The organism is Vibrio sp. OY15 (genome assembly GCF_000742455.1).
GTDB classification, from domain to species: domain Bacteria; phylum Pseudomonadota; class Gammaproteobacteria; order Enterobacterales; family Vibrionaceae; genus Vibrio; species Vibrio alginolyticus.
Map to the genome: position 1 here is coordinate 124,117 of NZ_JPIL01000007.1, position 23,276 is coordinate 147,392.

General features: G+C 43.2%; 17 protein-coding genes. 12 read left to right on the forward strand and 5 right to left on the reverse strand.

Annotated features, from left to right (window positions below):
• Window positions 1–159: 159 nt before the first annotated feature.
• The 8 genes from IJ23_RS10220 (at window position 160) to IJ23_RS10255 (ending at window position 7,765) form a co-directional block, all read left to right on the forward strand.
• The gene (locus IJ23_RS10220) at window positions 160–813 is read left to right on the forward strand and encodes an aspartate/glutamate racemase family protein (protein WP_033906188.1); all 654 of its coding nucleotides are present in this window, start codon (window positions 160–162) and stop codon (window positions 811–813) included.
• A gap of 45 nt (window positions 814–858) precedes the next feature.
• Complete coding sequence (locus tag IJ23_RS10225) at window positions 859–1,932, forward strand: isocitrate/isopropylmalate dehydrogenase family protein (protein ID WP_033906189.1); 1,074 nt, start codon at window positions 859–861, stop codon at window positions 1,930–1,932.
• Between the two features lie 67 nt (window positions 1,933–1,999).
• Window positions 2,000–2,965 (forward strand): Bug family tripartite tricarboxylate transporter substrate binding protein, encoded by a 966-nt coding sequence (locus tag IJ23_RS10230; RefSeq protein WP_033906190.1) that lies wholly within the window; start codon window positions 2,000–2,002, stop codon window positions 2,963–2,965.
• Window positions 2,966–3,014: 49 nt separating this feature from the next.
• Window positions 3,015–3,497, forward strand: a complete 483-nt coding sequence (locus IJ23_RS10235; protein ID WP_033906191.1) for a tripartite tricarboxylate transporter TctB family protein — start codon at window positions 3,015–3,017, stop codon at window positions 3,495–3,497.
• A gap of 19 nt (window positions 3,498–3,516) precedes the next feature.
• Entirely contained in the window at window positions 3,517–5,067 is a 1,551-nt protein-coding gene (locus IJ23_RS10240; RefSeq protein WP_033906192.1) for a tripartite tricarboxylate transporter permease, read from the forward strand.
• Window positions 5,068–5,133: 66 nt separating this feature from the next.
• The gene (otnK, locus tag IJ23_RS10245; protein WP_033906193.1) at window positions 5,134–6,387 is read left to right on the forward strand and encodes a 3-oxo-tetronate kinase; all 1,254 of its coding nucleotides are present in this window, start codon (window positions 5,134–5,136) and stop codon (window positions 6,385–6,387) included.
• Window positions 6,384–7,016 carry a 3-oxo-tetronate 4-phosphate decarboxylase gene (otnC, locus tag IJ23_RS10250; protein ID WP_033906194.1) on the forward strand — a complete coding sequence of 211 codons (633 nt, stop codon included), beginning with the start codon at window positions 6,384–6,386 and terminating at the stop codon, window positions 7,014–7,016. The genes otnK and otnC overlap by 4 nt, the downstream gene beginning before the upstream one ends.
• A 5-nt stretch (window positions 7,017–7,021) precedes the next feature.
• Window positions 7,022–7,765 carry a DMT family transporter gene (locus IJ23_RS10255; RefSeq protein ID WP_033906195.1) on the forward strand — a complete coding sequence of 248 codons (744 nt, stop codon included), beginning with the start codon at window positions 7,022–7,024 and terminating at the stop codon, window positions 7,763–7,765.
• A gap of 561 nt (window positions 7,766–8,326) precedes the next feature.
• On the opposite strand, the gene IJ23_RS10260 is transcribed toward IJ23_RS10255, so the two are convergent.
• Window positions 8,327–9,238 carry an alpha/beta hydrolase gene (locus tag IJ23_RS10260; RefSeq protein WP_005380666.1) on the reverse strand — a complete coding sequence of 304 codons (912 nt, stop codon included), beginning with the start codon at window positions 9,236–9,238 and terminating at the stop codon, window positions 8,327–8,329.
• A gap of 295 nt (window positions 9,239–9,533) precedes the next feature.
• On the opposite strand from IJ23_RS10260, the gene IJ23_RS10265 reads away from it, so the two are divergent.
• The 4 genes from IJ23_RS10265 to IJ23_RS10280 all read left to right on the forward strand — a co-directional run bounded on the left by IJ23_RS10265 (window position 9,534) and on the right by IJ23_RS10280 (window position 14,146).
• Window positions 9,534–10,487 (forward strand): LysR family transcriptional regulator, encoded by a 954-nt coding sequence (locus IJ23_RS10265; protein WP_017819843.1) that lies wholly within the window; start codon window positions 9,534–9,536, stop codon window positions 10,485–10,487.
• Window positions 10,488–10,638: 151 nt separating this feature from the next.
• Window positions 10,639–12,582 carry a TonB-dependent receptor domain-containing protein gene (locus IJ23_RS10270; RefSeq protein ID WP_033906196.1) on the forward strand — a complete coding sequence of 648 codons (1,944 nt, stop codon included), beginning with the start codon at window positions 10,639–10,641 and terminating at the stop codon, window positions 12,580–12,582.
• A 32-nt stretch (window positions 12,583–12,614) separates the two neighbouring features.
• The gene (locus IJ23_RS10275; protein WP_033906197.1) at window positions 12,615–13,493 is read left to right on the forward strand and encodes an alpha/beta hydrolase; all 879 of its coding nucleotides are present in this window, start codon (window positions 12,615–12,617) and stop codon (window positions 13,491–13,493) included.
• Between the two features lie 194 nt (window positions 13,494–13,687).
• Window positions 13,688–14,146, forward strand: a complete 459-nt coding sequence (locus IJ23_RS10280) for a hypothetical protein (RefSeq protein WP_033906198.1) — start codon at window positions 13,688–13,690, stop codon at window positions 14,144–14,146.
• 646 nt (window positions 14,147–14,792) lie between these two features.
• Here IJ23_RS10280 and IJ23_RS10290 read toward each other — a convergent pair.
• The 4 genes from IJ23_RS10290 to IJ23_RS10305 form a co-directional block, all read right to left on the reverse strand.
• Complete coding sequence (locus IJ23_RS10290; RefSeq protein ID WP_050550078.1) at window positions 14,793–15,950, reverse strand: HlyD family efflux transporter periplasmic adaptor subunit; 1,158 nt, start codon at window positions 15,948–15,950, stop codon at window positions 14,793–14,795.
• Window positions 15,929–18,055 carry a type I secretion system permease/ATPase gene (locus IJ23_RS10295; RefSeq protein WP_050550079.1) on the reverse strand — a complete coding sequence of 709 codons (2,127 nt, stop codon included), beginning with the start codon at window positions 18,053–18,055 and terminating at the stop codon, window positions 15,929–15,931. Before IJ23_RS10295 ends, IJ23_RS10290 begins: the two co-directional genes overlap by 22 nt.
• On the reverse strand, window positions 18,052–19,335 hold the full coding sequence (locus tag IJ23_RS10300) for a TolC family protein (RefSeq protein ID WP_033906201.1): 1,284 nt from the start codon (window positions 19,333–19,335) through the stop codon (window positions 18,052–18,054). The genes IJ23_RS10295 and IJ23_RS10300 overlap by 4 nt, the downstream gene beginning before the upstream one ends.
• Window positions 19,322–23,276 (reverse strand): beta strand repeat-containing protein (locus IJ23_RS10305; protein WP_200877251.1); only part of this gene is annotated, 3,955 nt, incomplete at its 5' end. The genes IJ23_RS10300 and IJ23_RS10305, both read right to left, overlap by 14 nt.

A 23,276-nucleotide genomic window follows, 5' to 3' on the forward strand; every position in this document is an offset into this window, starting at 1 on the left:
AGCAATTAAGCTTAAATCATTGATAAATAACTATTAGTTTTTATTGTTGGCTATATATCATGTTAATTTAGGGTTTATTTTTGTGTTTAACATCTTGTTGACAAATTTAGCGCTTAAAATAAAAATGTTTTTAATGAACACAAAATACAATCATGATTTATGAAAACAATTACCCTAATTCACGCTGTAGATATCGCAATTGAGCCGATAAAGAAAGCCTTCGAAGAGCTATGGTCTGAAGCTCAGCTGGTACATTTGTGGGATCAGTCGTTAAGTATTGAACGTGCTAAATCTGAACACATTACACCCGCGCTATATCGTCGGATCGCTGATCTTACCGAGATGGCTGAGCAAACAGGTACTGATGCGATCATGTTCACGTGCTCTGCATTTGGTGACGCAATAGAACAAGTCGCATTGAAGACCTCAATCCCTGTTCTGAAGCCAAACGAAGCGATGTTTAAGCAAGCCCTAAGCTTGAATTCCCCCATATCTATGATCGGCTCTTTTGCTCCAGCGATGGAAGGTATGGAAAGAGAGTACTACCTAGAGGCCCACTCCCAAGGTATTGCTGCTGAATTAACCTGTGTCTGCGTGCCAGAATCACGCATAGCACTAAGTCATGGAGATGTTGATAAGCACAACCAATTGGTGGTTGAAGCGGCTAAAGCACTGCCGAATGAGTCTGCCTACATGCTGGCGCACTTCTCGTCTTCGTATGCCAAAACTGAATTGGAAAAAGCGACAGGAAAGCCAGTCTTATCTAGCCCGCACTGTGCGGTGCTTCATTTGAAATCTTTACTGGAAGGCTAATGCTCCATTTTTTAATAACAACCAACGCTCGAATAGAGGAACACTATGAAACTTATCGTTTTACCAGGGGATGGTATCGGCCCAGAAATCGTCAACGCATCTATCAATGTGCTTAACGCAGCCGACCAAAAGTTTGGGTTAGATCTGACTTTAGATTATGAAGATGTTGGCTTTGAAAGTCTGAATAAATATGGAACAACGTTGCGACAAGAAGTACTAGAAAAAGCCAAATCGTATAACGGCATTATTTTAGGTACACAGTCACATGCAGATTACCCTAAACCAGAACAGGGGGGGCGCAACGTATCTGCTGGTTTTAGAATCGGTTTGGATCTCTATGCAAACGTTCGTCCAGCTCGATCACGTTCGTTTCTTCCTACCAACATGAGTGAAGGGAAATCTATCGACTTAGTCATCATGCGAGAAGCGACCGAAGGTTTCTACCCAGATCGCAACATGACAGAAGGTTGGGGCGAAGTAAAACCTTCACCTGATATGGCTCTGTCTATTCGTAAAATTACTCGCCATTGTAGTGAACGTATTGCACGTAAAGCGTTTGAGCTAGCGATGACTCGCCGTAAAAAAGTGACCGCTATTCACAAAGCAAACAGTTTCCACATGACAGATGGTTTGTTTTTAGAAGCTGTGCGTGATGTTGCTAAAGAGTACCCAGAAGTCGAGTTGGACGATCTGCTGGTTGATGCGTCCACCGCGCATTTAGTCCGTAACCCGGAGCGCTTTGATGTACTGGTTGCGACCAACTTCTATGGTGACATCATCAGTGATCTAGCGAGTGAGTTATCCGGAAGCCTCGGGCTTGCAGAATCAGTAATGGCTAATGATGAAATTTGTTGTGCTCAGGCTCAACATGGTTCAGCGCCTGATATTGCTGGGAAAGACATTGCCAACCCGGTTTCGATGATTCTATCGGTTGCGATGCTCATTGACTGGATGGGACAAAAACATGATCGCTCTGATTTTGTATCGGCGTCGAAAGCCATCATCTCTGCGGTTGATGCGGCACTAGAAAATCCGTCTTACCGAACGCCCGATCTTGGTGGTTCGTTGGGATGCCAAGCATTCAGCAATATTGTTGCTGAAATTATCAAGACAAACTAAACAAACTCCAAGGACTTAGGACATCAAATAAGTATAGCGCCTTACCCTACATTATAAGGAATATAACATGTCATTACTTAAACGCTTAACGATTTTGCCATTGACTCTATCAGTTCTGGCAACGGCACCAAGCTTTGCTAAGGATCTGGATTATCCAAAAGAACGTCTGAATTACACCATCGCCTTTGGTCCTGGCGGTGGTAACGATCTTATGTCACGGACGGTTGTTGATATTCTGAAGAAATATGATTTCTACCCTAAAAATATTCGTGTTGACAACTTAGCTGGCGGTAGTGGTGCGGTTGGTTTTAATTACGTTGCGCAGCAACAAGGGAACCCCTACCACCTTACATCAACTAGCGGAAATTTTTTAGGCACGCCGTTGATTTCAAACACAGGTTGGACGTACGAAGATTTTACACCGATCGGTCTATTAGCTCAGGATGCAATGTTTTTAGTTGTAAGAGCTGATTCAGAGTTTAAAACAGCACAAGACTTTGTCGAATATGCTAAGAAAAATCGTGTAGTTATGGGCGGAACTGGAGCGGCTGGCCCTGAGCGTGTTGTCGCCAGTTTGTTCGCTGAAAAGGCTGGCTTTACATTTGATTATGTACCATCTCAGGATGGTGGTGGGATGGTTACTTCTCTTACGTCGCATAGTGTTGATGCTATTGTTGCCAACCCATCTGAGGTGTCTGGACAAATTAAAGCTGGTAACTTCCGCCCTCTTGCATACTCAGAAGAGCAACGTAGTACGGTTTATACCAATGTACCTACTTTTAAAGAACAAGGCTACGATTTTGCATTTGCGTTGCCTAGAGGGGTTGTGATGCCAAAAGGCGTGGACTCCGATGTACAGAAATGGTGGGTGGAAACGTTAAAGAAAGTGGTTGCTACTGAAGAGTGGAAATCTTATTTAACAACGAACAGTCTTTCTGGAAACACCGTTTGGGGTGATGATTTTGAAAAAAATCTAGCTCATACCAACTCGGATTTCAAACGGGTGCTAACCCAGATTGGTGCTATTAAGTAAAAGCGATAGGCAAGCGGTAACGAGAGTTATCGCTTGTATAGGGATGATTATGCGATTTTTATTTTCAGTTGCAACGTTAGTATTTTCTGTTGCCTTCGTTGCATATGGAATGGCAACGCTTGATTTATATGACATTAGTGATAGGCCGGGGCCAGGTTATTTTCCGCTGATTATTGGTGTCATGTTAATCATTGCAACTTCTATCAATGTTGTTAAAGACTTCAAGATTGTACAAAAGCTGAAGGCAGATCGAGAATTAAACGAGATTGTACGCAAAGGTCACGATTCGCACTATGCAAAAGATGCAATAGTTGCGGTCGCCTGTTTAAGTCTGCTTATTTTTACCTTGAATAGCTTAGGTGCAATTTTATCCATGGTATTGTTCTGTCTAGTTTTTCTAAGTTATTTCAATCAAGGGAAGATTTTACAGAATATTATTTATTCGATTGTTTTTCCTGCATCGGTTTACCTACTTTTTGATGTTTGGTTACAGGCAGGGTTGCCTGATGGATTGCTAAGCGCATTCAATTGATCGATGGAGATGTATCATTATGTTTATTAGCGAATTATTCGGTAACCTTTCTTATGGATTATCGGTAGCATTTACCACAACCAATATATTGTTCCTACTTATCGGGGCTTTAGTTGGTATGGTGGTTGGACTCTTTCCTGGATTTGGTCCCGCAGCAGGAATTGCCATCCTAATTCCAATGACCTTTGGCTTAAATCCTACGACAGCCATTATCATGTTATCGGGGATCTATTATGGCTCTATGTATGGAGGAACGATTACCTCTATTTTGATTAATACACCTGGAGAGTCAGCGACCGTGGCATCCACGCTCGATGGTTATCCACTGGCGCAAAATGGGCGTGCTGGCCCAGCACTTGTTATGCAAGCGATTGCGTCATTTGTGGGTGGCACGCTTGGGGTTATATTAATTTGTGGCTTCGCACCTATTCTTGCCGATTTTGCGTCCCAGTTTGGGCCGTCGGAATATTTTCTCATCATTATGTTGGGTATGCTACTTCTGACAACAATGATGGGCGAAAATCGATTAAATGGCGTTATCTCTGCATTGTTTGGTTTTGTAATTTCTGTCGTTGGTGTTGATTCAGTTAGTGGCGCTCAAAGGTATACGTTTGGTTCTCCAGAGTTAATTGGAGGTATTTATTTTGTACCAGTAGCTATCGGTCTATTTGGTATTGGTGAATTACTTCATTGTATTTACACCGGGCAGCACAAACGTTCAAATGAAAGACTAGAGTTTAGCTTCCGTTCAAAAGATTTCTGGCCAACAGCAAAAGATTATATCGAATCAAAATGGACATTTCTTCGTGGTTCTGTGATCGGTTTTGTTGCGGGTGTCCTTCCTGGCTCTGGTGCAACAATAGGTTCTATTCTTGCCTATTCGGTTGAAAAGAAAGTCGCTAAAGAACCAGAGAAATTTGGTAAAGGTGAAATGCGTGGCTTAGTCGCTCCTGAAACCGCTAATAACGCGGCATCCGCAGGGGCTATGGTTCCATTGATTTCACTAGGGATTCCTGGCTCCGGAGCAACGGCCGTACTTCTTGGTGCTCTAATGATGTGGGGATTACAACCTGGACCGATGTTGATAGATACTAATCCAGATCTTGTTTGGGGATTAGTGGCCAGCATGTATATGGGTAATATGATATTGGTAGCGCTGAGTATTGTTGCTATTCCTATCTTCGTGAAGTTTCTAGATGTACCTTATCGCCTAGTCGTACCTGTCATTGTGATTTTATGTGTCGTTGGCGCATATGCAATGAACAACAGCATTATTGAAACATCCATGTTGTTGATTATGGGGATCATTGGCTTTGGAATGAAAGTCTACGGCTATTCGCCTGCTGCTACAGTACTTGCTTTGGTATTAGGTGGGATGGCTGAAAGTAATTTCTTGCAGTCTCTCATTATCAGTCAGGGCAGTTTATCGATTTTTGTTGAGCGTCCGATATCTCTTGTTTTAACTCTTGTCATGTTTATATCTGTGGCTATTTCTATGGGGTTAAAAGCATACAAGCGTGCGAAGGCAAAGAAGGCCGCCTCAGCACATTGTGAACCGGCCACTAAGTAATGCATTTATAGGCAGTGGGGTAGCCCACTGCCTGTCACTACCCAAAACATGAACCAGGAGAGAACAATGAAAATCGGAGTAATTGCCGATGATTTTACTGGTGCCACAGATGCCGCAAGTTTCATGGTTAAAAGTGGTTTGTCTGTTATACAAGTATCGGGAGTAGAGGCCATTAATCAGCCGCTTCCTAAAACAGAAGCAATTGTAGTCAGTTTGAAAACACGTTCATGCGATAAAACATTGGCTATATCACAGTCATTGCAGGCATGTGACTGGCTTTTGAATCAGGGCTGTAAACAAATCTATTTTAAATATTGTTCGACATTTGACAGTACCGCAGAAGGCAATATCGGCCCAGTAACACAAGCACTGATGGCGAGGTTAGATGTGAAAAGCACCATCCTTTGCCCTGCCTTACCAGTAAACGGGCGAACCGTTTATCAGGGAAATCTGTTTGTTTATCAAGAGCTCTTGAATGAATCCGGGATGAAGAATCATCCTATTACCCCCATGACTGATTCAAATCTCATGCGTTTAATGACTCTGCAAACGGGTCAAAAGACGGGGTTGCTCAGTTGGCAAAGTATTCAGGAAGGCGAAAAACATGCATCGTCTGTCCTTGAGTCTCTATCTACGCAAGGGGTCGCATTTATCGTTTGTGACGCTCTGAATGACAACGATTTGGACGTTATCGCTCAGCTTTGTAAGGATCATCGTTTGGTGACTGGCGGCTCTGGTCTCGCTGGAGCCTTGGCGGGGTTGCAGGGAAGAGATCTTTTAGAGAAAGATACAGGTTGGCGTGTTCCAAACAGCAAAAATACAGGTGTTGTACTGTCTGGTTCATGCTCTGTGATGACGAATCAACAAGTGGCTACTTATCAGAAACTTGCAGCAAGTTATAAAGTCGATGTCGACCGCTGTGTTCAAGATGAAGATTATGCTGATGTGATTGAGGAATGGGTTATTAATCAAACTAAACAACGATATTACCCGATGATTTACGCGACTGTTGGTAGCGAGGAATTGAGGGAAATTCAGTGTCGTCATGGCGCAGGGGTATCAGACAAGGTAGAGGCATTATTTCACCAATTGGTTGTGCGGCTTCACAAGCAAGGTTATCAGAACTTCATCAGTGCTGGTGGTGAAACCTCAGGCACGGTGACTCAAGCCTTAGAGATCAATCAGTTCAAGGTCGGAGTCGAGATTGCCCCGGGAGTACCGTGGATATCTAGTTTAGACGGCAATATTAACCTTGCCTTGAAATCAGGCAATTTTGGCAATGAAAACTTCTTTAGGGAAGCACAGGATATTTTACTATGAAGGAACATGAACAACGTTTACAACTCGTATCACTCGCAAAGTCAATGTTTGAGCGCGGATATGCAACGGGTGGTGCTGGCAATATTTCAGTGAAGATAGACCAGAATAAAATATTGGCGACACCAACAGGCTCTTCGTTTGGTCGCCTGGACCCAGAGCGACTTTCTGTTGTGACGTTGGATGGCGAGCACCTCTCTGGGGACAAACCCTCTAAAGAAGTTTCGTTTCACATTGAAGTGTACAAGCATCGTCCAGAAGCTAATGCGATAGTCCATTTACACTCAACGTACCTGACGGCGCTGTCATGTCAGGAAGGCTTAAATAGTGATAATGCAATCAGACCGTTCACACCTTACTTTGTCATGCGGGTCGGCAGTTTGCCTGTTGTTAAGTATTTTAACCCGGGTGATAAGAGTATTGGCGAAGAGTTGGCAAAACTCGCGCCGTACCACCGTGCTTATTTACTTGCAAATCATGGCCCGGTGGTTACTGGAAAAGATTTGTTAGATGCGGTAGATAATTCTGAAGAGCTTGAAGAAACCGCCAAGCTCTATTTTCTCCTCAAATCGAGCAGTGTGTCTTACTTATCAGAGGAAAATATTTCCATACTCAGAAATAAAGGTGTTTAACTTCTATGGGGTGGTGTTATACCGCCTCTTTTTTTGAGATTTGTATCAATATGTCTCCCTTGTTGTTAATGATTCTATCGACACTGTGCTTATCTTTGAGTGGTTTTGTCGCCAAGTGTCTCGAAGGAATTGTTCCCATTAATGTATTGTTGATCGCGAGGTTATTCATCCCTGCTGCGATTATGCTTGTGGTGGCTTTATGGGTGAAAGCGTCCGTTCCTTCGTTTAGAGAGACTTTAGTCATCAGCCGTCGCTCTGTGTTTATCGCGCTTACACAATTCTGCTTTTTTTCCGCCCTGGTGAATCTTAGCCTGATTGAACTCGCCGTGTTGTTCAGCACTGGACCGCTATTTATTCCTGTAATCGAACGTGTTCTTTATGGCGTGAAGTTATCCTTGCCAGTGATATTGACACTTACCATGTCATTTACGGGACTGATTATTCAGTCGGGGATCTCTGATGGTATCCATTTTCAATGGGGAATGGTACCCGGACTCTTTGCCGGTTTCTTTAATGCTTGCTCTCAAGTGTCCATGTATCGCGCGAGCAAAATCAAAGCTCACTCACTAATGATTAATGGGATTAGCTTTTTCGTTGCCGCAATTCTTGTTCTCCCTGTCTCTTTTTTGATGGTGGATAGGAATGTATCAAATGGGGACGGTCAGTCTGTTTCCCTATGTCATCCTGATAGCGGTTATGGGAGGGTTGAGTGTCGGAACTCAGCTATTCAGGACCAGCGCCTATCGTAAAGCGATATCCACGGCTGAGCTTGCTCCAATTTTCTATTTGAACATCCTGATGTCAGCATTAATGCAAGTTCTATTCTTTGATGAACGATTTACCAGCCATCAAATATTAGGTTTAAGTCTTATTGTCACGTCATGTGTGGCGTATTCATATCTAAGTGTACTGAAGATTAAACGTTAGGGTTAAGTTAAAAAATGAAAGTGGCGAGAGTCATACTATTTTTCGATACAAACACTCCTTAAGTATTTTAACTATGCATAACAGGATTCATTATATTTAGTTTTAGAGTTACTACTTACCTGAACTCTGATGTGAGCTACTAGGGTTGGACATTAACTGAAGTAAGTTTTCCATACTAGAAGTTATTTATACTTTGCTAATTCAAGTAGAAACTCTAACGAACTTTTGTCCAGCTTCGAGCTAGCTACCTCTGTCTAGTTCAACTCGCACCAAAGCTTGTTGCACTTCGATTACGTTTCCGATAGTCAGCTAGTTTTGATATGCAAAAGTAATGTGTGGCAAAACGCAAGACCTTACCCCATTTCTTTTTCTTCCTGTGCTAACTAAGTTCGTTCTAACCATGCTCGAATCTGTTTGATAACGGCTGGTATCTCACTTTCTCCTCGCTGGTTTTGAAAAGCGTGATCCAAACCAGCGAGTAACACAAACGACACGTTCGAACGCGACTGCATCAGTTGCTCTGCTTGTCGTTTCGCCTGATCAGGTGAAACGTTAATGTCTCGCTCCGACTGCAAAATGAGAATGTCGGCACTGACCCGTTCAAGTATCGTCCTTTGGTCTAACGTCAGCATCTCTTTCCACCAAGCAAAACCATGGGAGCTCATATTGATGTCCATTGTTTCAGCGCTTACCACGGCTTGCTGAAAACCCAAGAAACCATTTTTTGCATCTATCAAGGCTTCCGATGGCATAGTTTGCTCCATATTATAGAGAACATCATCAACGAAGAAGCGCCCACCAGCGTTCAAAGACACTAAGCTATCAACCGATGGAACTTGTGACGCGACCATGGCGGCAACTACGGCCCCTTCACTCCCGCCAAGTACAATAATGTGCTCATAATTACTCTCGAGTCTTTCGATCACTTGTCGGTAGTCTGCCGTGCGCTGTGTCGGTGAATCCTTTTGAATGTACGCTGTCGGGCAATCAGGGCTATCGCCATCGGGATTCCACCTGATCGCTTGGTTTAGCCCGTATTTCTCTACCGTGAGTAAATCAGCCTCTGGCGCCGTTTGAGAAAATAGGTCATTAATCGTCGTGCTGTGGGAGACGCTATTGCAATCAGAGCCTTGCATGATAACCAACAAGGTATTACTCGGATTTTCCGCCGTTTTGGTGAGGTAATAAATTAACGATGAGCCATCTTGCCGCTCGATACTATGGATAGTAGAAGACGCTTTGGCGACGCCAACAATAAGTAGCGGTATTACTAGAATTATCCGAATCAGGCCCATTTCAATCCCTTAAAATTAATATAAAAGTTAAAATATTCACCTTTTGAGCACCGCGAATCGGTAAAGTTCATTTTGCCTTTAAGATTCTGAATGGAGTGGTGACCTAAAGCTCAACCAGCGTTGTTGTCCAAGGACGTTCTGAAGCCAATCTCGGCAAACACGACTCTGCCCCTTTTCGTGTTAGCACGGAGACAGTCCTGTTACCAGAATTGTGTTTCAATAGTGCCTTGTAGTATCGAAAATACTTACCTCAAACTCTAGAGATTTATGTACTATACCACCTACTGGAAGCTTGATGGGTGGTATTGACGTGAACTTATCTCAAATTGATCTGAATTTGCTCTTTGTTTTAAAGCACTTGCTCGAAGAAAAGCATGTATCTAACACCGCTATGGCTTTAAATATGAGCCAGTCTGCGGTAAGTCGAGCACTGCAAAAAATGAGAGTTTTCTTTAATGACGAATTACTGGTGCGCAAGAAATACGGCTATGAACTGACTCCAAAAGCAGAGTCAGTAAGGCAAGACATCAATAATGTGATTACCAGTTTAGAAAAACTTGCCCATAGAGACTCGTTTGATCCGAGCACTGTATCAAGCACCGTTAAGGTTTACGGCCTTCTTCCTCAGATTAATACCTTAATGCCTAAGGTTATCGCTAAGATTCGGCAAGAGGCTCCAAACCTTAAGGTCAGTTTGGACTCAGCACCAAAACGTCATTTTGATGCGTTGGTGGCTGGAGATGTTCATTTCGCACTTTCCTCTCATCAACCGCCAAGCTCTGAGCAAAATATCTATCGAATGGTTGTTGCTAAGCGTACTTTCCGTTTGCTTATGAGCCGCTATCATCCACTGGCCGATTTAGAGCTAACTCCAGAGCGTTTGGCCGAATTTGACTTTGGACAAGTCTCTTTGCAGGGTGAGAAGCGATTGTCGTTTGAGCATAAATACCAAGAGCTAGGGTTAGCGAACAAAAAAAAGCGTTTATCAGCGCCAGTGCAACTGAATAACTTTAGTTCTGCTCCAAGTATCGCTGCGGAGACTGAGATTATATTTCATCTACCGACACCTTTTGCAGAGGCAGCTTGTCAAGACCCTCGCTTGATCGTTCGAGAAGTACCTGCCGAGCTACAGTTGGACTTTCAAGAAGTCTTCCTATATTGGCACAAACGCTTTAACGATGATCCTATGTGTGAATGGGTACGAGAGATCTTTAAACAGCTCTATGTTGGAACCGATACTTTAGCTTAAATGCTTATATCGGGTAATTCGTGGTTAACTATTCGTATATTGGATAGTGATATTCTCTTTTCTCGATAGTGATTAACTTGTCAGTGATTATGATAATCAGGTTTAATTGATAATAATTATTAAATGCAATTACATTTTAAGCCTATTCAATATGAAGCCTCTTTTCACATACTCTCTATTTTCTACATCAGTTGTTTCTGCTTGTATTACTGTACCTATGGTCGTTGTTGCAAATGACCAGTTACCTGAGACTGGTATCAATACAACAGCAATGGAAACCGTAGTGGTTACAGCCTCTGGTTACGAACAGAATGTCACAGAAGCGCCAGCAACAATAAGTGTTCTCACCCGAGAGCAACTTGAAAATCGCTCATATAAAGATTTGACTGATGCTTTAAGTGATATACCTGGGGTAACCGTTACAGGAGGTGGTGATGGCCAAGATATCTCAATTCGAGGTATGCCTGCTCAATATACGGCCATTCTTGTTGATGGCAGGAAGCAGTCTGGTCGAGAAACTCAAACTAATGGTAGTACGTTTACTGAACAAGACTGGCTTCCCCCGTTGAGTGCAATTGAACGTATTGAAGTTGTACGTGGCCCTATGTCAACCCTTTATGGGTCTGATGCTTTGGGGGGTGTGATTAATATTATTACGCGTAAAAATTATCAAGAGTGGCACGGAAGCTTGCGTGCAGAAACGACGCTTCAAGAAAATTCAAAATCTGGAAATAGCTATCAAGGGCAGCTTTACCTTGCTGGCCCTGTCATTGATGGTCTGTTGAGTACTTCTTTGACTGGACTGTATCAGGAAAGAAAAGAAGATGAAATTGAAGGTGGTTATGCAGGTAAGACTCTCGACAACTATCGAGCTTCTTTGTACCTCACACCTACCTCGGATGACACTTTTACTCTGGAGTTCACCAATCATAACCAAGAGCGAGAGACCACTCTAGGTAAATCAGTGGAGCGAGAGTCTCAAGTTGCAGTACGAGAATATGAACGCCAATCTATTGGTTTTAGCCACGACGGAAACTACTCTTGGGGTACAAGTTCTTCATTTATCAGTAATGAAACAGTAAAAAATATCGGTGCAGATAAAGAAGTCGAGAATAGTCAAATTAATACGCAATGGGGTCTGCCTCTTAATGCTCACTACTTAACACTGGGCGCATCTTTCGAGCAAAAGGATCTGACTGATAATAAACTGTCATTGACCTCTAAAAACAAGCAATGGGCAGTATTTGCTGAGGACGAGTGGTATCTCACGGATACATTCGCTCTCACCCTTGGTTTACGTTACGACGACAATGAGATCTTTGACGGGCAATTTAGCCCAAGAGCTTACGGGGTCTGGTCTATTGACCCTAGTTGGACGCTAAAAGGTGGTGTGTCTACGGGTTATCGAGCACCTAGTTTGACACAAATGGACGAAGAGTGGGTTCAAGAGAGCTGTAGAGGGCGTTGTTCTATTTACGGTAATCCAGACTTAACAGCAGAAACCTCCATCAATACAGAGATGGGACTGTATTACGTTAATGAGCGAGACCTTTCTGCAAACATTACTTTGTTTTACAGCGACTTCAAAGACAAGATCGAAAGTGAGTTTGTCGATCCGACGTGTACTGATAGCAGAAGTTGCGACCGCACTTACGTCAACATTGATGATGCGAACAGCTATGGTGCAGAAAGTTCCGTATCTAAGGGTATTACAGAGTCAATTACACTAAGTGCAACCTACTCGTATACTCGTAGTGAAAAGAACACTAATGACGATGATGATGGCTTGCCTCTTGTACAAGCACCTGAACATATCTTCTCACTTAATGGTGATTGGGCAGTGCGTGATGATGTTGCTTCATGGGCCCGCATGAACTATCAAGGCAAAGAGAAAAACAACATCACTAGTGATAGCACAAGAACGTTGGCACCTTCTATTACTTACGTAGATCTCGGTGTGAACTGGCGTGTAACTAAGAATGTGAAGTTAATGGCAGCGGTTTATAACTTGTTCGATGAGCAAATCACAGAGGAAGAGTTTGGCTACATTGAAGATGGCCGACGCTACTGGTTAGCTGCTGAAGCGACTTTCTAATCTACTTACTTTTTTAAGCGAATAACAAAACAATGAATACGAAAATTAAGTCTGCGATGACCTCTCTGCTACTTATGCCCTTTGTCTGTTTGGCTGGGGAGTTCAATGTAGAGAAGGATATCTTGTTCAAAACTGTAGGTGAAAGAGAGATTAAACTCGATCTTTATGCTCCTTCGGTTGAATCAAATACTCAGTACCCGTTATTAGTCTGGGTACATGGTGGTGCATGGAAACGTGGGAGCAAAGACGCCATCCCAGAAAAGAACCCATTATTACTTCAGTCTGTGTTGAATGAAGGTTATGCGCTAGCTTCAGTTGATTATCGTTTAAGTGGAGAAGCGATCTTTCCTCAACCAGTACAAGACATTAATGATGCACTGAACTATTTGTACGACAATGCTGAAAAGCTCGGTATTAAAGCGGACAATGTTGTGATAATGGGACGCTCTGCTGGTGGGCACCTCGCTGGCTTTATTGGTGCGACTAACTCGGCATACCACCAAGTAGATTTCTATGAGCCACCAAAGTACAAGGTCTCAGCCGTAGTGAGCTTTTTTGGCCCTACCGATTTACTTGAGTTAAGTAATAAAGGTGGCAAGAAAACCAGCAAAAAATCGTCTGTATCCCGTTTCTTAGGAGATATTCCAAACAATATTCCAAAGCTTGCCAAGAAAGCATCAACGACGAGTTATGTGAATGAAAATACTCCACCATATATACAGTTACACGGCACCTTGGATAAGCGAGTGCCTCTATCTCAAAGTGAGATACTTAAGGCTAAGCTTGATGAGCATGGAGTTACCAACCAACTTTTCATTGAAGAAGGTGTAGGACACAGTGCACCTGTCTTTGATACCGAGAAGTACGTTACTCATGTTTTGGACTTCTTAAATAAACACTTTCCGAACTAACAGCTCTAGTCAATATAAGGCTTAAAAGTTCAAGGGGGAATACTGAGCCAACTGTGATTACAGTTGGCTGTTTCATGTATCTCTATTGGACATTTATCATTCTGATTAACGGGAGCGGCTGCTCATTTTCAGGCAGGGTTGAATAAATCTATGGCTACTTTGGGGTATGTATTCTAACGAACTTATGTCCAAAAGTGTGTCATACGCATCAAAAAGGTGCTCAGATCACATTTGTTAATCTATCATCAAGCCCAGTTGAAGTTGTTAGTCCAAAAGACTCAACCCATATTGTTTATCCTAACGGGTACCTAATCACTACTGGTAGACTGGTTGTTGCAAACTCTGGAGGCTCTGTAGTTAGTAAAGAAGAGCGAGGCATCGTTGTGGTTCGAGATTATGGTGGTAAAAAAACAAATGTAAATCAAAGAAGTGCCCCTTTAGCCGTTTGGATACCGAGTGCTATTGGTGGAGCAATCTTGGGTGGAATGGGAGTTGTAGCTTCGAACCCTAGTGCAGGCCTTAGACCCATGGTCATTGGAGCGTTCTCAGGGGCCCTTGGTGGTGCATTAGGCCCATTGATTGGGGCTGGTCAATTTGGAGGAGGTGCTCTAGGTGTCTCAGTAGGTGGAGCGTGTAGCAGTTGCCATATTTAATTTGGATGATGGCAGTAACATCATACATTACCCTGTACTTTACTCTGTTAAAAGGAAAGAAAGAACGATTTATATATGGGCTCATATCGATCACTCTAATTACTGTGAGCAGTATGTTTAACATCAGAGAGCCTCATCTTTTTGATGTTTTGTCGTCGGTCATTATCTATGTTCTTTCTAAGTGGGTTAAAACAGATCCTAAGTATTTTCTACTCACAGTCACTGCCATATATTGGCTCTACCCTTTAGTTTTGAGTGTTGCAACTCTTCAAAGCTCATGAGAAAGAGCGGATGCACCAATAAAATAATGCTGAATAAGTAAGCGTTGTGTAACTTACAAGGAGTCGCCAGGGTAGCGACTCTTTTTTGATGCTCGATGAAGTATGTCTCGCTTTAAGTCCGTTGATTCGATAGAGTGTTACCGTTCCAACCATCACCTTTTCAATTGAGCTCAAAAAATTCATCTATTCGTTAAGGAATACAAGCCACATAGATCTTTGGAGTATCGTAGTAAAGCTTCTGTATAAACTTTAATCTAGAGCATCACACATAGCGATCATTTGGGTACTTGGTCATATTTAGTTGAATTAGGTAGGTAACGGGAAAACTAACTACCTTTGTCGTTTGCTAAAATAATGCCTGTCATTTAATTTAATTTAGCCTTGAGTAGCGGGTTGAGTAAATAATTAAGAACCGTTTTCTTCCCTCCTAATACATCGACCTGGGCAATCATTCCTGGGCGAATTGGATACTGCTTGCCCTCCTTCTCGAGAAAGTTAGTCTCGGTCTTAACGAGAATTTGATAGAAATAAACTTTTCCTTGAGACGTCTCTTCCTCGATAGTATCGGGACTAATTTGAATAACCTCTCCTTCTAAGTCACCATAAATAGAGAAGTCATAGGCCGTAATTTTTACCTTTGCTGGCATACCGGGGGCAAGAAACGCGATATCCTCTGGTGCAATTTTAGCTTCGACTAACAACTGCTCATCAATAGGCAGCACATACATTATCGGCTCACCTGGCTGGACAACACCTCCTTTTGTCGTGATGACAATATCATTAACCATACCTTTTACTGGTGAAACTATTTCTGTTCTCAGTAATTGATCTTGCCGCTGTACCAAGGCTTCGTTAAGAACATTAAGCTCCGCTTTTTTCTGTGTCAATTCCGTGTAAGCGTCCTGCATATAGCTATTGTTTACTTCTACTATTTGACCTTTAAGATCTTCCAATTCTTTCTCTAAGCGTAACGCTTCCATTTTACTGACTGATGCCGATTTAACCATTGGCATTAAGATAGCTAGTTGATCTTCTACAATCATTATTCTGCGTTTTAAGCCTGAAATCTTCTCTTTCTTACTATTTCGCCTAGTTTCGAACAGTGCTCGCTCAAAGGCTAAATCTTTGTTATCAATACGCGCCTGATCAGAGAAGGTCAATGAAGGCTTATTTTTGACTTCTGCTTCTAACCTAGTGATTGACGCGAGTAATGAAGAAACTTGACTCCGCCCTTCTCGATAAGCAGCTTGAAAGCGAGTTTTATCCATATGTATCAGAATATCGCCTTCGTTGACCAACTGCCCTTCTTTTACGAGTAAATTTTGTACAATACCGCCTTCAAGGCTCTGAATTTTCTGTAAACGACTAGAAGGGATAATTTTTCCTTCACCTCGGGTTACCTCGTCAATTTCTGAAAAAGCTGCCCAGAGGATAAAAACGGCAACAATCAGAGAACATAACCACAATGCAGGTCGAGCCGAAAGAATGCGCTCGCCTCCTATCAGTTTGCTGGACGAACCCATGCTTTCACCTTTGGTTGCTGAATGCCTAATATTTTATCAAAATCACCTTGCATCGCGACGCTACCATTGCTTAGAACGATACCTTGACTGCCAAGACTGAGCATGCTGCGTTTATGTGTAGACATCACTAAGGTTTTACCTTTTAGCCACGTACTCATAAACCTAATCACTTTTTCTTCATTACTTTGATCAAACGCTGATGTAGGTTCATCCAATAAAACAATTCTTGGGTTTTGCAGTATGAGGCGAGCTAATGCGACGGCTTGTCGTTGTCCTCCAGATAAACTTCGGTTTCCTAAAATTGGCATATCTAATCCGAGAGGATGCGAGCGAACAGCAGACCCCAAACCAATATTGTCGAGCACCTCAAAAATGACGTCGTCGGAATGTCTGTCACCACCGATAAGTAGATTCTCGCGCAAAGTACCGTAAAAAAGCGCAGAGTCTTGTGGTAGATAACCAATGTCTCGTTGTCGGTCACTAGGATCAAGCTGGGTCATAGAAATATCGTCAATCAACAAGTGACCACTATCAATATCTTCTAATCCAGCAAGTACACGTAAGAGGCTTGATTTTCCCGCACCGTTACCTCCTAGCAAAATCGTGTGGGTTCCTGCTTTAATTTTGAGCTTTTCTATAGAGAGTGCTTTTTGTCCTTCTTCTCCATACGTCAAACATACATTTTCTAACTGATAATCACCATTTAACTTAGACTTTTCTGCAAATTGGCGTCCACAAGGGCGCTCCACAGGAGCCTGCATAATTTGGTCGAGCCCTTCTAGAGCCACTTTCACATGTTGCCAGCGTACCAATACGCCTGTAATTTGGTTAACTGGTGCAATCGCACGAGACGTGAGCATGGTACAGGCTATCAAAGCACCAATGGTCATTTCGCTCGCACTAATCTGGTGGACCCCAACAACAACGACAAAAATGAATCCCAATTGCTGAACCATTGATGCACCATAGCTGAGTTTGTTAGACAAGCTTTTTAAATCAATGCTGTCAGCTGCTTGTTTTTTTGTCAGAAGCTCCCAAAGGAAAAGGTTGCGCGAAGTAGCGTTGGTAGCTTTGACTGTTTCAAGGTTTTCTATCACTTCAATCATAAGCCCATGTTTAATAGCTCCTTCTTTTAACCCCTCTCTAGATAACCGTGCTAATTTCCCCTGCATAAGTAGGCTGGGCAACAGCATAAATACTATAGCAAGCACTGGAACCCAAACCACAGCACCACCGAGATACCAGATCACTAACAAGAAAAGGAAAATGAAAGGGAAGTCACTGATAGTCGCCGCTGTCGATGAAGTAAAAAACTCGCGAATAGTTTCGAACTCTTTTAATTGACTTGAAAACGCTCCGACGGATTGAGGTTTGGCTTTTAAGCGCATGTGCAACACTTGACAAAACAAACGAGATGAGAGTTCAAGATCAAGCTTTTTACCCGTCACATCTAGTAAATAGGCACGTAAAATACGTAGTAGGAAGTCAAAAACGATTGCAATAACGACCCCAGACGTCAATATAAACAGGGTATCGAATGCATCACTAGGCACCACCCTATCGTATACTTGTAGCGCAAACAGTGAGGTCCCGATAGCCAGAATATTAGCGAACAAGGAAGCTATACCAACATCGATATAGGTTGGCCAACACTTTAAGAGTTGGGACTTCAACCAATGTTTTTCATAAGGCTCCGCATACCCCTCTGCACGGTCATCAGATTTATATGAAACGCTTGCAATAACAACGAAACCGGAATACCGACTTTCAATATCAACACGAGGAACAACTCTTTGTCCTTTTGTTATAGGACAATAGGTAGTGAATTGCTCATCGCTCACTTTAAGCAGAATAATACCATCATTGTCTTCGGTTAGCAGAAGGGCTGGCAAGTGTTGATTATTCAGCTTTCCTAATGACTTTTCCAAGATTACGGAAGAAATTCCGTGGGAATCTAAAGCCCTATTAATCAGCTCAATTGAAAATTTCCCGTCTTTCAATGGTAGACCTTCACCAATGACATTGTAGCGAATTGGCTTGCCAATCAATGCACAATAATTAACGAGCGCCTCTCTAAGTGGGTCTTTACTCTGCGTCTGATTCAATATTCACCCCCATAACTTTCTGGAGCAAAATAAGAATCCAACACGCCTAACTCAGCTCGAATTCGGTATGGAATTCTTAGTAGCTCTATAGAAACATTCAAATGTTGATTAGCTAACTCAAAACGTTCGCGCTCGACGTTCAACAATTCTTGAACAGTGGTTAGACCAGCCCGAAATTGGTCTTGATACGCTAATACCAAATTCGTTGCTGCATCAAGCTGATTGATAATGGCGCCTTCTTGTTTTTCGAGCGTCGCCATCGTTTCGCGCTGTATTCCCATGTTTCGTGCCATATCGAGTTGGGTAAATTGCACATCCCATTTCGCAGCTTCGGCTCGCAAATGTTCAACATCATCTAAGTCAAAGCTCGCAGGGCCTTGCTTTAGACTGGCTCTAACATTGACAGCGATAGCAGAATCTTCCAGTAAATCACCTCCCACTTTTCTACGCTGAGAGTAGGCATCAAGCACAAGTTTCGGCAATTGTTCTGCTTTAGCTTGACTCGCATCATTTTTTGCAACTTCCACTTTCTCGACAGCTTGCATATATTGTGGTGATTGTTTAATGAGTGTCGATTCATCTTCCTTTCTCGGTAGTACGTTCTGTTGAATTTGAGAAAAGTTCGGCAGTGTAGGTAAGCGATTGACTGGCCTTTGGATCAGTAATTCCAAACGAAGCTTTGCCTGACGCTCATCGCTCAAAGCTTGTTGCCACTGTTGCTCACTATAGTATATAGCTTGACGGACTCGATTGACCTCAGAACGATCACTGTATCCACCGCCGCTACGCACATTGGCCATTTTCTCTATATTCTCAAGATGGCTCTGGTGGTCAAGTATCAGTCTCTTTCGCTGTAATTCCATTTTGCTATCAAAGTAAGCTTCAATGATTTCTAACCCTACCTCGGATCGAACCTGCCTTAAGTAATGCATCTTTTCTCGCGCTCGGGCATTCATGCTACTCACTTCACTATCCAAAGCCCCCCAATCATAAAGGGTGTAACTGGCATTTATGTTGTAAGCAAGATCCCCTTTTACACCATCGGCAGGTCCCGCGGACACATCCAGTGTTGGCCAGTAACCTCCTTCACTCAGGTCAACTCTCATATCGGCTTGCTCTACTTCTGCTTCAATCGCCCTAACTCTCGGGTTCAAAGATAAACCTTGAATAACCAGTTGCCGTAGAGAAGGGGCCTCTATTGAAGAGGCCGACCAACTACTACTACAGGCTAAACTCATCAATAACAACGACGCTCTGATAGTAGATTTAGTAACCGACATTACTCTCCTCTTCGCTCGTTAATGGTGGCGTAATTGAACCTGCATTACTAAACATGACTCCATCTATCACGATGCTACCTGAGTCACTGCTCGCTAATGACTCAACTTGCCCATCAGATGACTCCATTAAGGTGAGGTCAGAACTCTCTTCAGCGGTATACGAGAGCATTGCTTCCATCATAGTCGTGACTGACTCAGGAACGCCTTCTCCCGTTGCCTTTACAAAGACATTTAGTTGAGTTCGTTCCACCGTTCCATCGGGGTATGCCACTTCATAAGTGAATGAGTCACTGAGGATCCCACCAAAGACGGCTAAATTGCTATCCGGTGTATAGCTGTAATTACCCTGCGCATCAACATTTAGAGCTCCGTATTGCCCTACTAGAGTGGTATTGGTAGCAACAGTTTCGAAATTCAATCCGTCGCCAGAAACAGACAGACTATAATCTGTACCAAACTGAACATCATTATCAAATAAGTTCCCTTCCGCAACAGAAACCTCATCCACCGTATATTGATCCATATAGTGCGTAATAGATGTCAAGTTAGCGCCCAAGGAACCCGCAACTCCCACAGGAACGTTGACTGTTAATGTAACTTCATAACTGCCTTCCGCCAGTCCATCAAATATCACCTGCCCACTATTCCCACTGACTAACGACAATAATGCATCATCAGAGAAGCTTTCTACTTCAGTCATCACGCCACCTACATCTTGTGCCAGTGTCAATGTAACGTTGCTGCCAAGACCAAGTAACTCATTGCTATCTAAAGTAAATCGCAAATCCTGAGTGGTGTTCGCTGCCACCTCGACACTGTATGTATCAGACTGGGAGCCGCCTAATGATACAAGCCAACTAACATTTAGCGCGTCAGTTATCTCTGGTTCAACAACTGAAACGTAATCATAGTGAAGGCCCGCAATAGCCGTATCTGAAGCAGCTCCTTGACCTGAAAGGTTGAAGGTTAGCTCTGCACTCGAATTGCTAAATCCATCTGAGATGGTATAAGTGAAACTATCACTATCACCTAAGCCAGCACGTGCTCCGTTGGCCACATAAGTGTAATTCCCGTCTTCATAAACGGTAAGCTCACCGTACTGACCACTCAGTACGACACCCGATGTACTGCTTCCAAGAACTGTAACTATATCACCGTCGCTATTAGTCACTTGGGTTACCACACCACCATTCGTGAGCGAGTCAGCTACTTCACCAGCATTCCCACCCTGGATCACGTTGCCACTAACCGTTGTACTGCCTTCAAACTGATACTCAGTGAGGGTAGACGTCACATCAGTTCGTTGCAGTAATGTTAAGGTATTACTTAATAAAGTGTCCGCAACTATATCCAACACCTCATCCACAACACTAGCTAAACCAATGGCATTCAATCCGGTCGTTAAGGTGTCGACTAAATCACCCGCGCCAATACTGTCAGCACTGGCCAGTAATGGTTCAAGAATAAATGTGCGCACTGCACTTCCAACTCCCAATCCACCTGCAGAGCCCAAAACGTTACCATTTAAAGCGGATTCAATTGCGTCTAGAAGCACTTCTTGATTTTCTGCGCCCAAAACCACGCCACCTGAGCCCAATTCCGTTAGAGATACATTATTATCACCACTCGTATCAAACAGATTTGCCAGCTCACTTTCATCGTTGCGAACTACAACCGAATATTCGCCAGCCGGTAACCCCGAGAAGTTAGCCACGAGAGTATCATCACCAGTCACCCCTAAAACAGTCAGTCCTGCAACGTCACCTACAAGAGGATTGTCTGGTGACATTGCTTGTCTAACGACTTGACCCTGGGCATCAACAACCTCAACAACATACGCATCTGCAACGGCCACTAAAGCTTCTTGGTTCACTTCTACAACAACTTCTCCATTGAAGCCGCTGCCTACAATAATAGGAGTGCTTGAAATACTGCTTGCGTTATTCGTCGTGCTTATACTTGATAGTGTTGTATCGCTCGATGCACCTTCTAACAGCCCAAGAACTTGCGTATCGCTGTCTGTCACAGGCTCACTTACTTGGCTGGTTTGTACACCTAATGCCATATCTACTGAATCTGATTGAGCGGATGCAGCAGTAAAATCTGTCCCAGAGATCGCAATCGTCAGCGTTGCTGTATCCGATGTTTCGCCATCCGATAAAGTGTAGGTAAAGATTTCATTTTGCCCGACTGAGGCTCGATCACCATTGGCAACATAGCGATAGCTACCATCAGATTCAATATCCAATGTGCCAAATTGTCCTTCTATAGTAGTAACACCCGACGCATTGACGGTAAGGCTCTCACCAGTTGAGCTCTCAACTTCCGTGATCAAAGATCCTGCTATAACAGCGTCTGCTCCCTCTCCATTGCTATTACCCGTAATAACATTGCCTTGCGCCTCAGTTTCTCCGTTATAAATGTACTCAGTGACTGTCGTCGTAATATCGGTGCCTTGTAACACTGTTAACGTATTACTGAGCAATGCATCAGCAACAGCGCTCAGCACGATATCTAAACTACCTGTCAAGCCAAGCCCGTCTAGACCTAAAGTCAAAACGTCTACAAGTTCACCCGCCCCAATTTCGGTCGTGGTGTCCAGCGCAGACTCCAGAATTCCTCGCACTGGAGGGCCTAGAACTACTCCGAGAGTTCCTTCAACAGTATTTAAAACAGAGTCCTGGTTATCTGGCCCCAATACTACTCCAGCATTACCAAGCTCGGTTAGATTAACATCACCATTGCCATCGCTATCGAGCAATTCTTCCAACTTACTCTCATCATTGCGAACAACGACCGTATAATCTCCTGCCGCTAGTCCATCCACAGTGAATGAAACAGTTTCATCACCTGTAACATTAAACACATCTAATCCACCAACATCAGCCAATTGAGAATTAGCACTAACACTTGCATACACTAGCTCATTGTTTGAATTGTACACCTCAACTTTGTATGCATCGGCCACAGCAACTAAGCTCTTTTGCGAGACCTCAATCGCTACTTCACCAACATGATCTACAGACACTGTAAACGCAGAGCTTGCGTCTGTGCCTCCAGTGCTTTCTGCCACCCCAACCACTTGGACATCTTGAGTCGTTTGAGCAGGAGAGACTGTTACGGTAGGATCTCCCATATCTAGAGAGCTAGTATCTTCGACTGCATCAATCGATTGAATTACAATATCTTGAGCAAGGCTACTTTCACTATTCCCGGCTTCATCAGTGACGGTGGCTATAACTGAATGTGTTCCTAAAGATAGAGTAGCATTTGAAAGATCAAGCACCCAGTTACCACTACCGTCTATAGTTAGCTCTGGGTCGGTACCTTCGGTATATATTGTTCCTGACACATTAACAGTAAGTAGTGTAGCTTCACTAGTGTTGATGGTACCGGTCAACACTAACGTTGTATCACTTGTGATAAAATCACCACCAGTACCAGAGTCAGTGGTGATGCTATCAAAGCTAACTATCGGTTCACCAATTACACCACCACTGACAGATGTATCTAAAATGGTGGTATCAGTAACTGTGCCAGTGTTCCCCACTGCATCTGTCACTTCCATGAAGACTGTAATCAAACCATCACTCAAACCGGATAAGTTAAGGTTATTGACGGTAACTACGCCCGAGCCGTCTACGGTAATATTCGTTGTAGGAATAGAGATATTGGTATTACCGTCACTGACTAGAATCGAATCTATGGTTGCTCCAACCTCTACTTGTCCCGATAAAGATACTGAAACCGATTCAGTCTCACTTAACAACTCATCACCACCGTCATTAAACGCGATCGAATTACTCCCATCACCATTACTTGGTCCGGTAGTGTCGATAACTAATGTACCAGAGGCTACCCCCTGGTTCCCCGCCTCATCGGTTGCTGTTACCGTAACGGTGTAGCTGTTGTCAGCTAGCGACGCTAACGTATTGTCCGCC

What these genes read in the sequence shown, in the direction of transcription:
- IJ23_RS10270 (WP_033906196.1), top strand. Translation starts at nt 10,639, where the DNA reads ATGAAGCCTCTTTTCACATACTCTCTATTTTCTACATCAGTTGTTTCT.
- IJ23_RS10255 (WP_033906195.1), top strand. Translation starts at nt 7,022, where the DNA reads ATGGGGTGGTGTTATACCGCCTCTTTTTTTGAGATTTGTATCAATATG.
- otnK (WP_033906193.1), top strand. Translation starts at nt 5,134, where the DNA reads ATGAAAATCGGAGTAATTGCCGATGATTTTACTGGTGCCACAGATGCC.
- IJ23_RS10290 (WP_050550078.1), bottom strand. Translation starts at nt 15,950, where the DNA reads ATGGGTTCGTCCAGCAAACTGATAGGAGGCGAGCGCATTCTTTCGGCT.
- IJ23_RS10265 (WP_017819843.1), top strand. Translation starts at nt 9,534, where the DNA reads ATGGGTGGTATTGACGTGAACTTATCTCAAATTGATCTGAATTTGCTC.
- IJ23_RS10225 (WP_033906189.1), top strand. Translation starts at nt 859, where the DNA reads ATGAAACTTATCGTTTTACCAGGGGATGGTATCGGCCCAGAAATCGTC.
- IJ23_RS10240 (WP_033906192.1), top strand. Translation starts at nt 3,517, where the DNA reads ATGTTTATTAGCGAATTATTCGGTAACCTTTCTTATGGATTATCGGTA.
- IJ23_RS10230 (WP_033906190.1), top strand. Translation starts at nt 2,000, where the DNA reads ATGTCATTACTTAAACGCTTAACGATTTTGCCATTGACTCTATCAGTT.
- otnC (WP_033906194.1), top strand. Translation starts at nt 6,384, where the DNA reads ATGAAGGAACATGAACAACGTTTACAACTCGTATCACTCGCAAAGTCA.
- IJ23_RS10260 (WP_005380666.1), bottom strand. Translation starts at nt 9,238, where the DNA reads ATGGGCCTGATTCGGATAATTCTAGTAATACCGCTACTTATTGTTGGC.
- IJ23_RS10235 (WP_033906191.1), top strand. Translation starts at nt 3,015, where the DNA reads ATGCGATTTTTATTTTCAGTTGCAACGTTAGTATTTTCTGTTGCCTTC.
- IJ23_RS10220 (WP_033906188.1), top strand. Translation starts at nt 160, where the DNA reads ATGAAAACAATTACCCTAATTCACGCTGTAGATATCGCAATTGAGCCG.
- IJ23_RS10300 (WP_033906201.1), bottom strand. Translation starts at nt 19,335, where the DNA reads ATGTCGGTTACTAAATCTACTATCAGAGCGTCGTTGTTATTGATGAGT.
- IJ23_RS10275 (WP_033906197.1), top strand. Translation starts at nt 12,615, where the DNA reads ATGAATACGAAAATTAAGTCTGCGATGACCTCTCTGCTACTTATGCCC.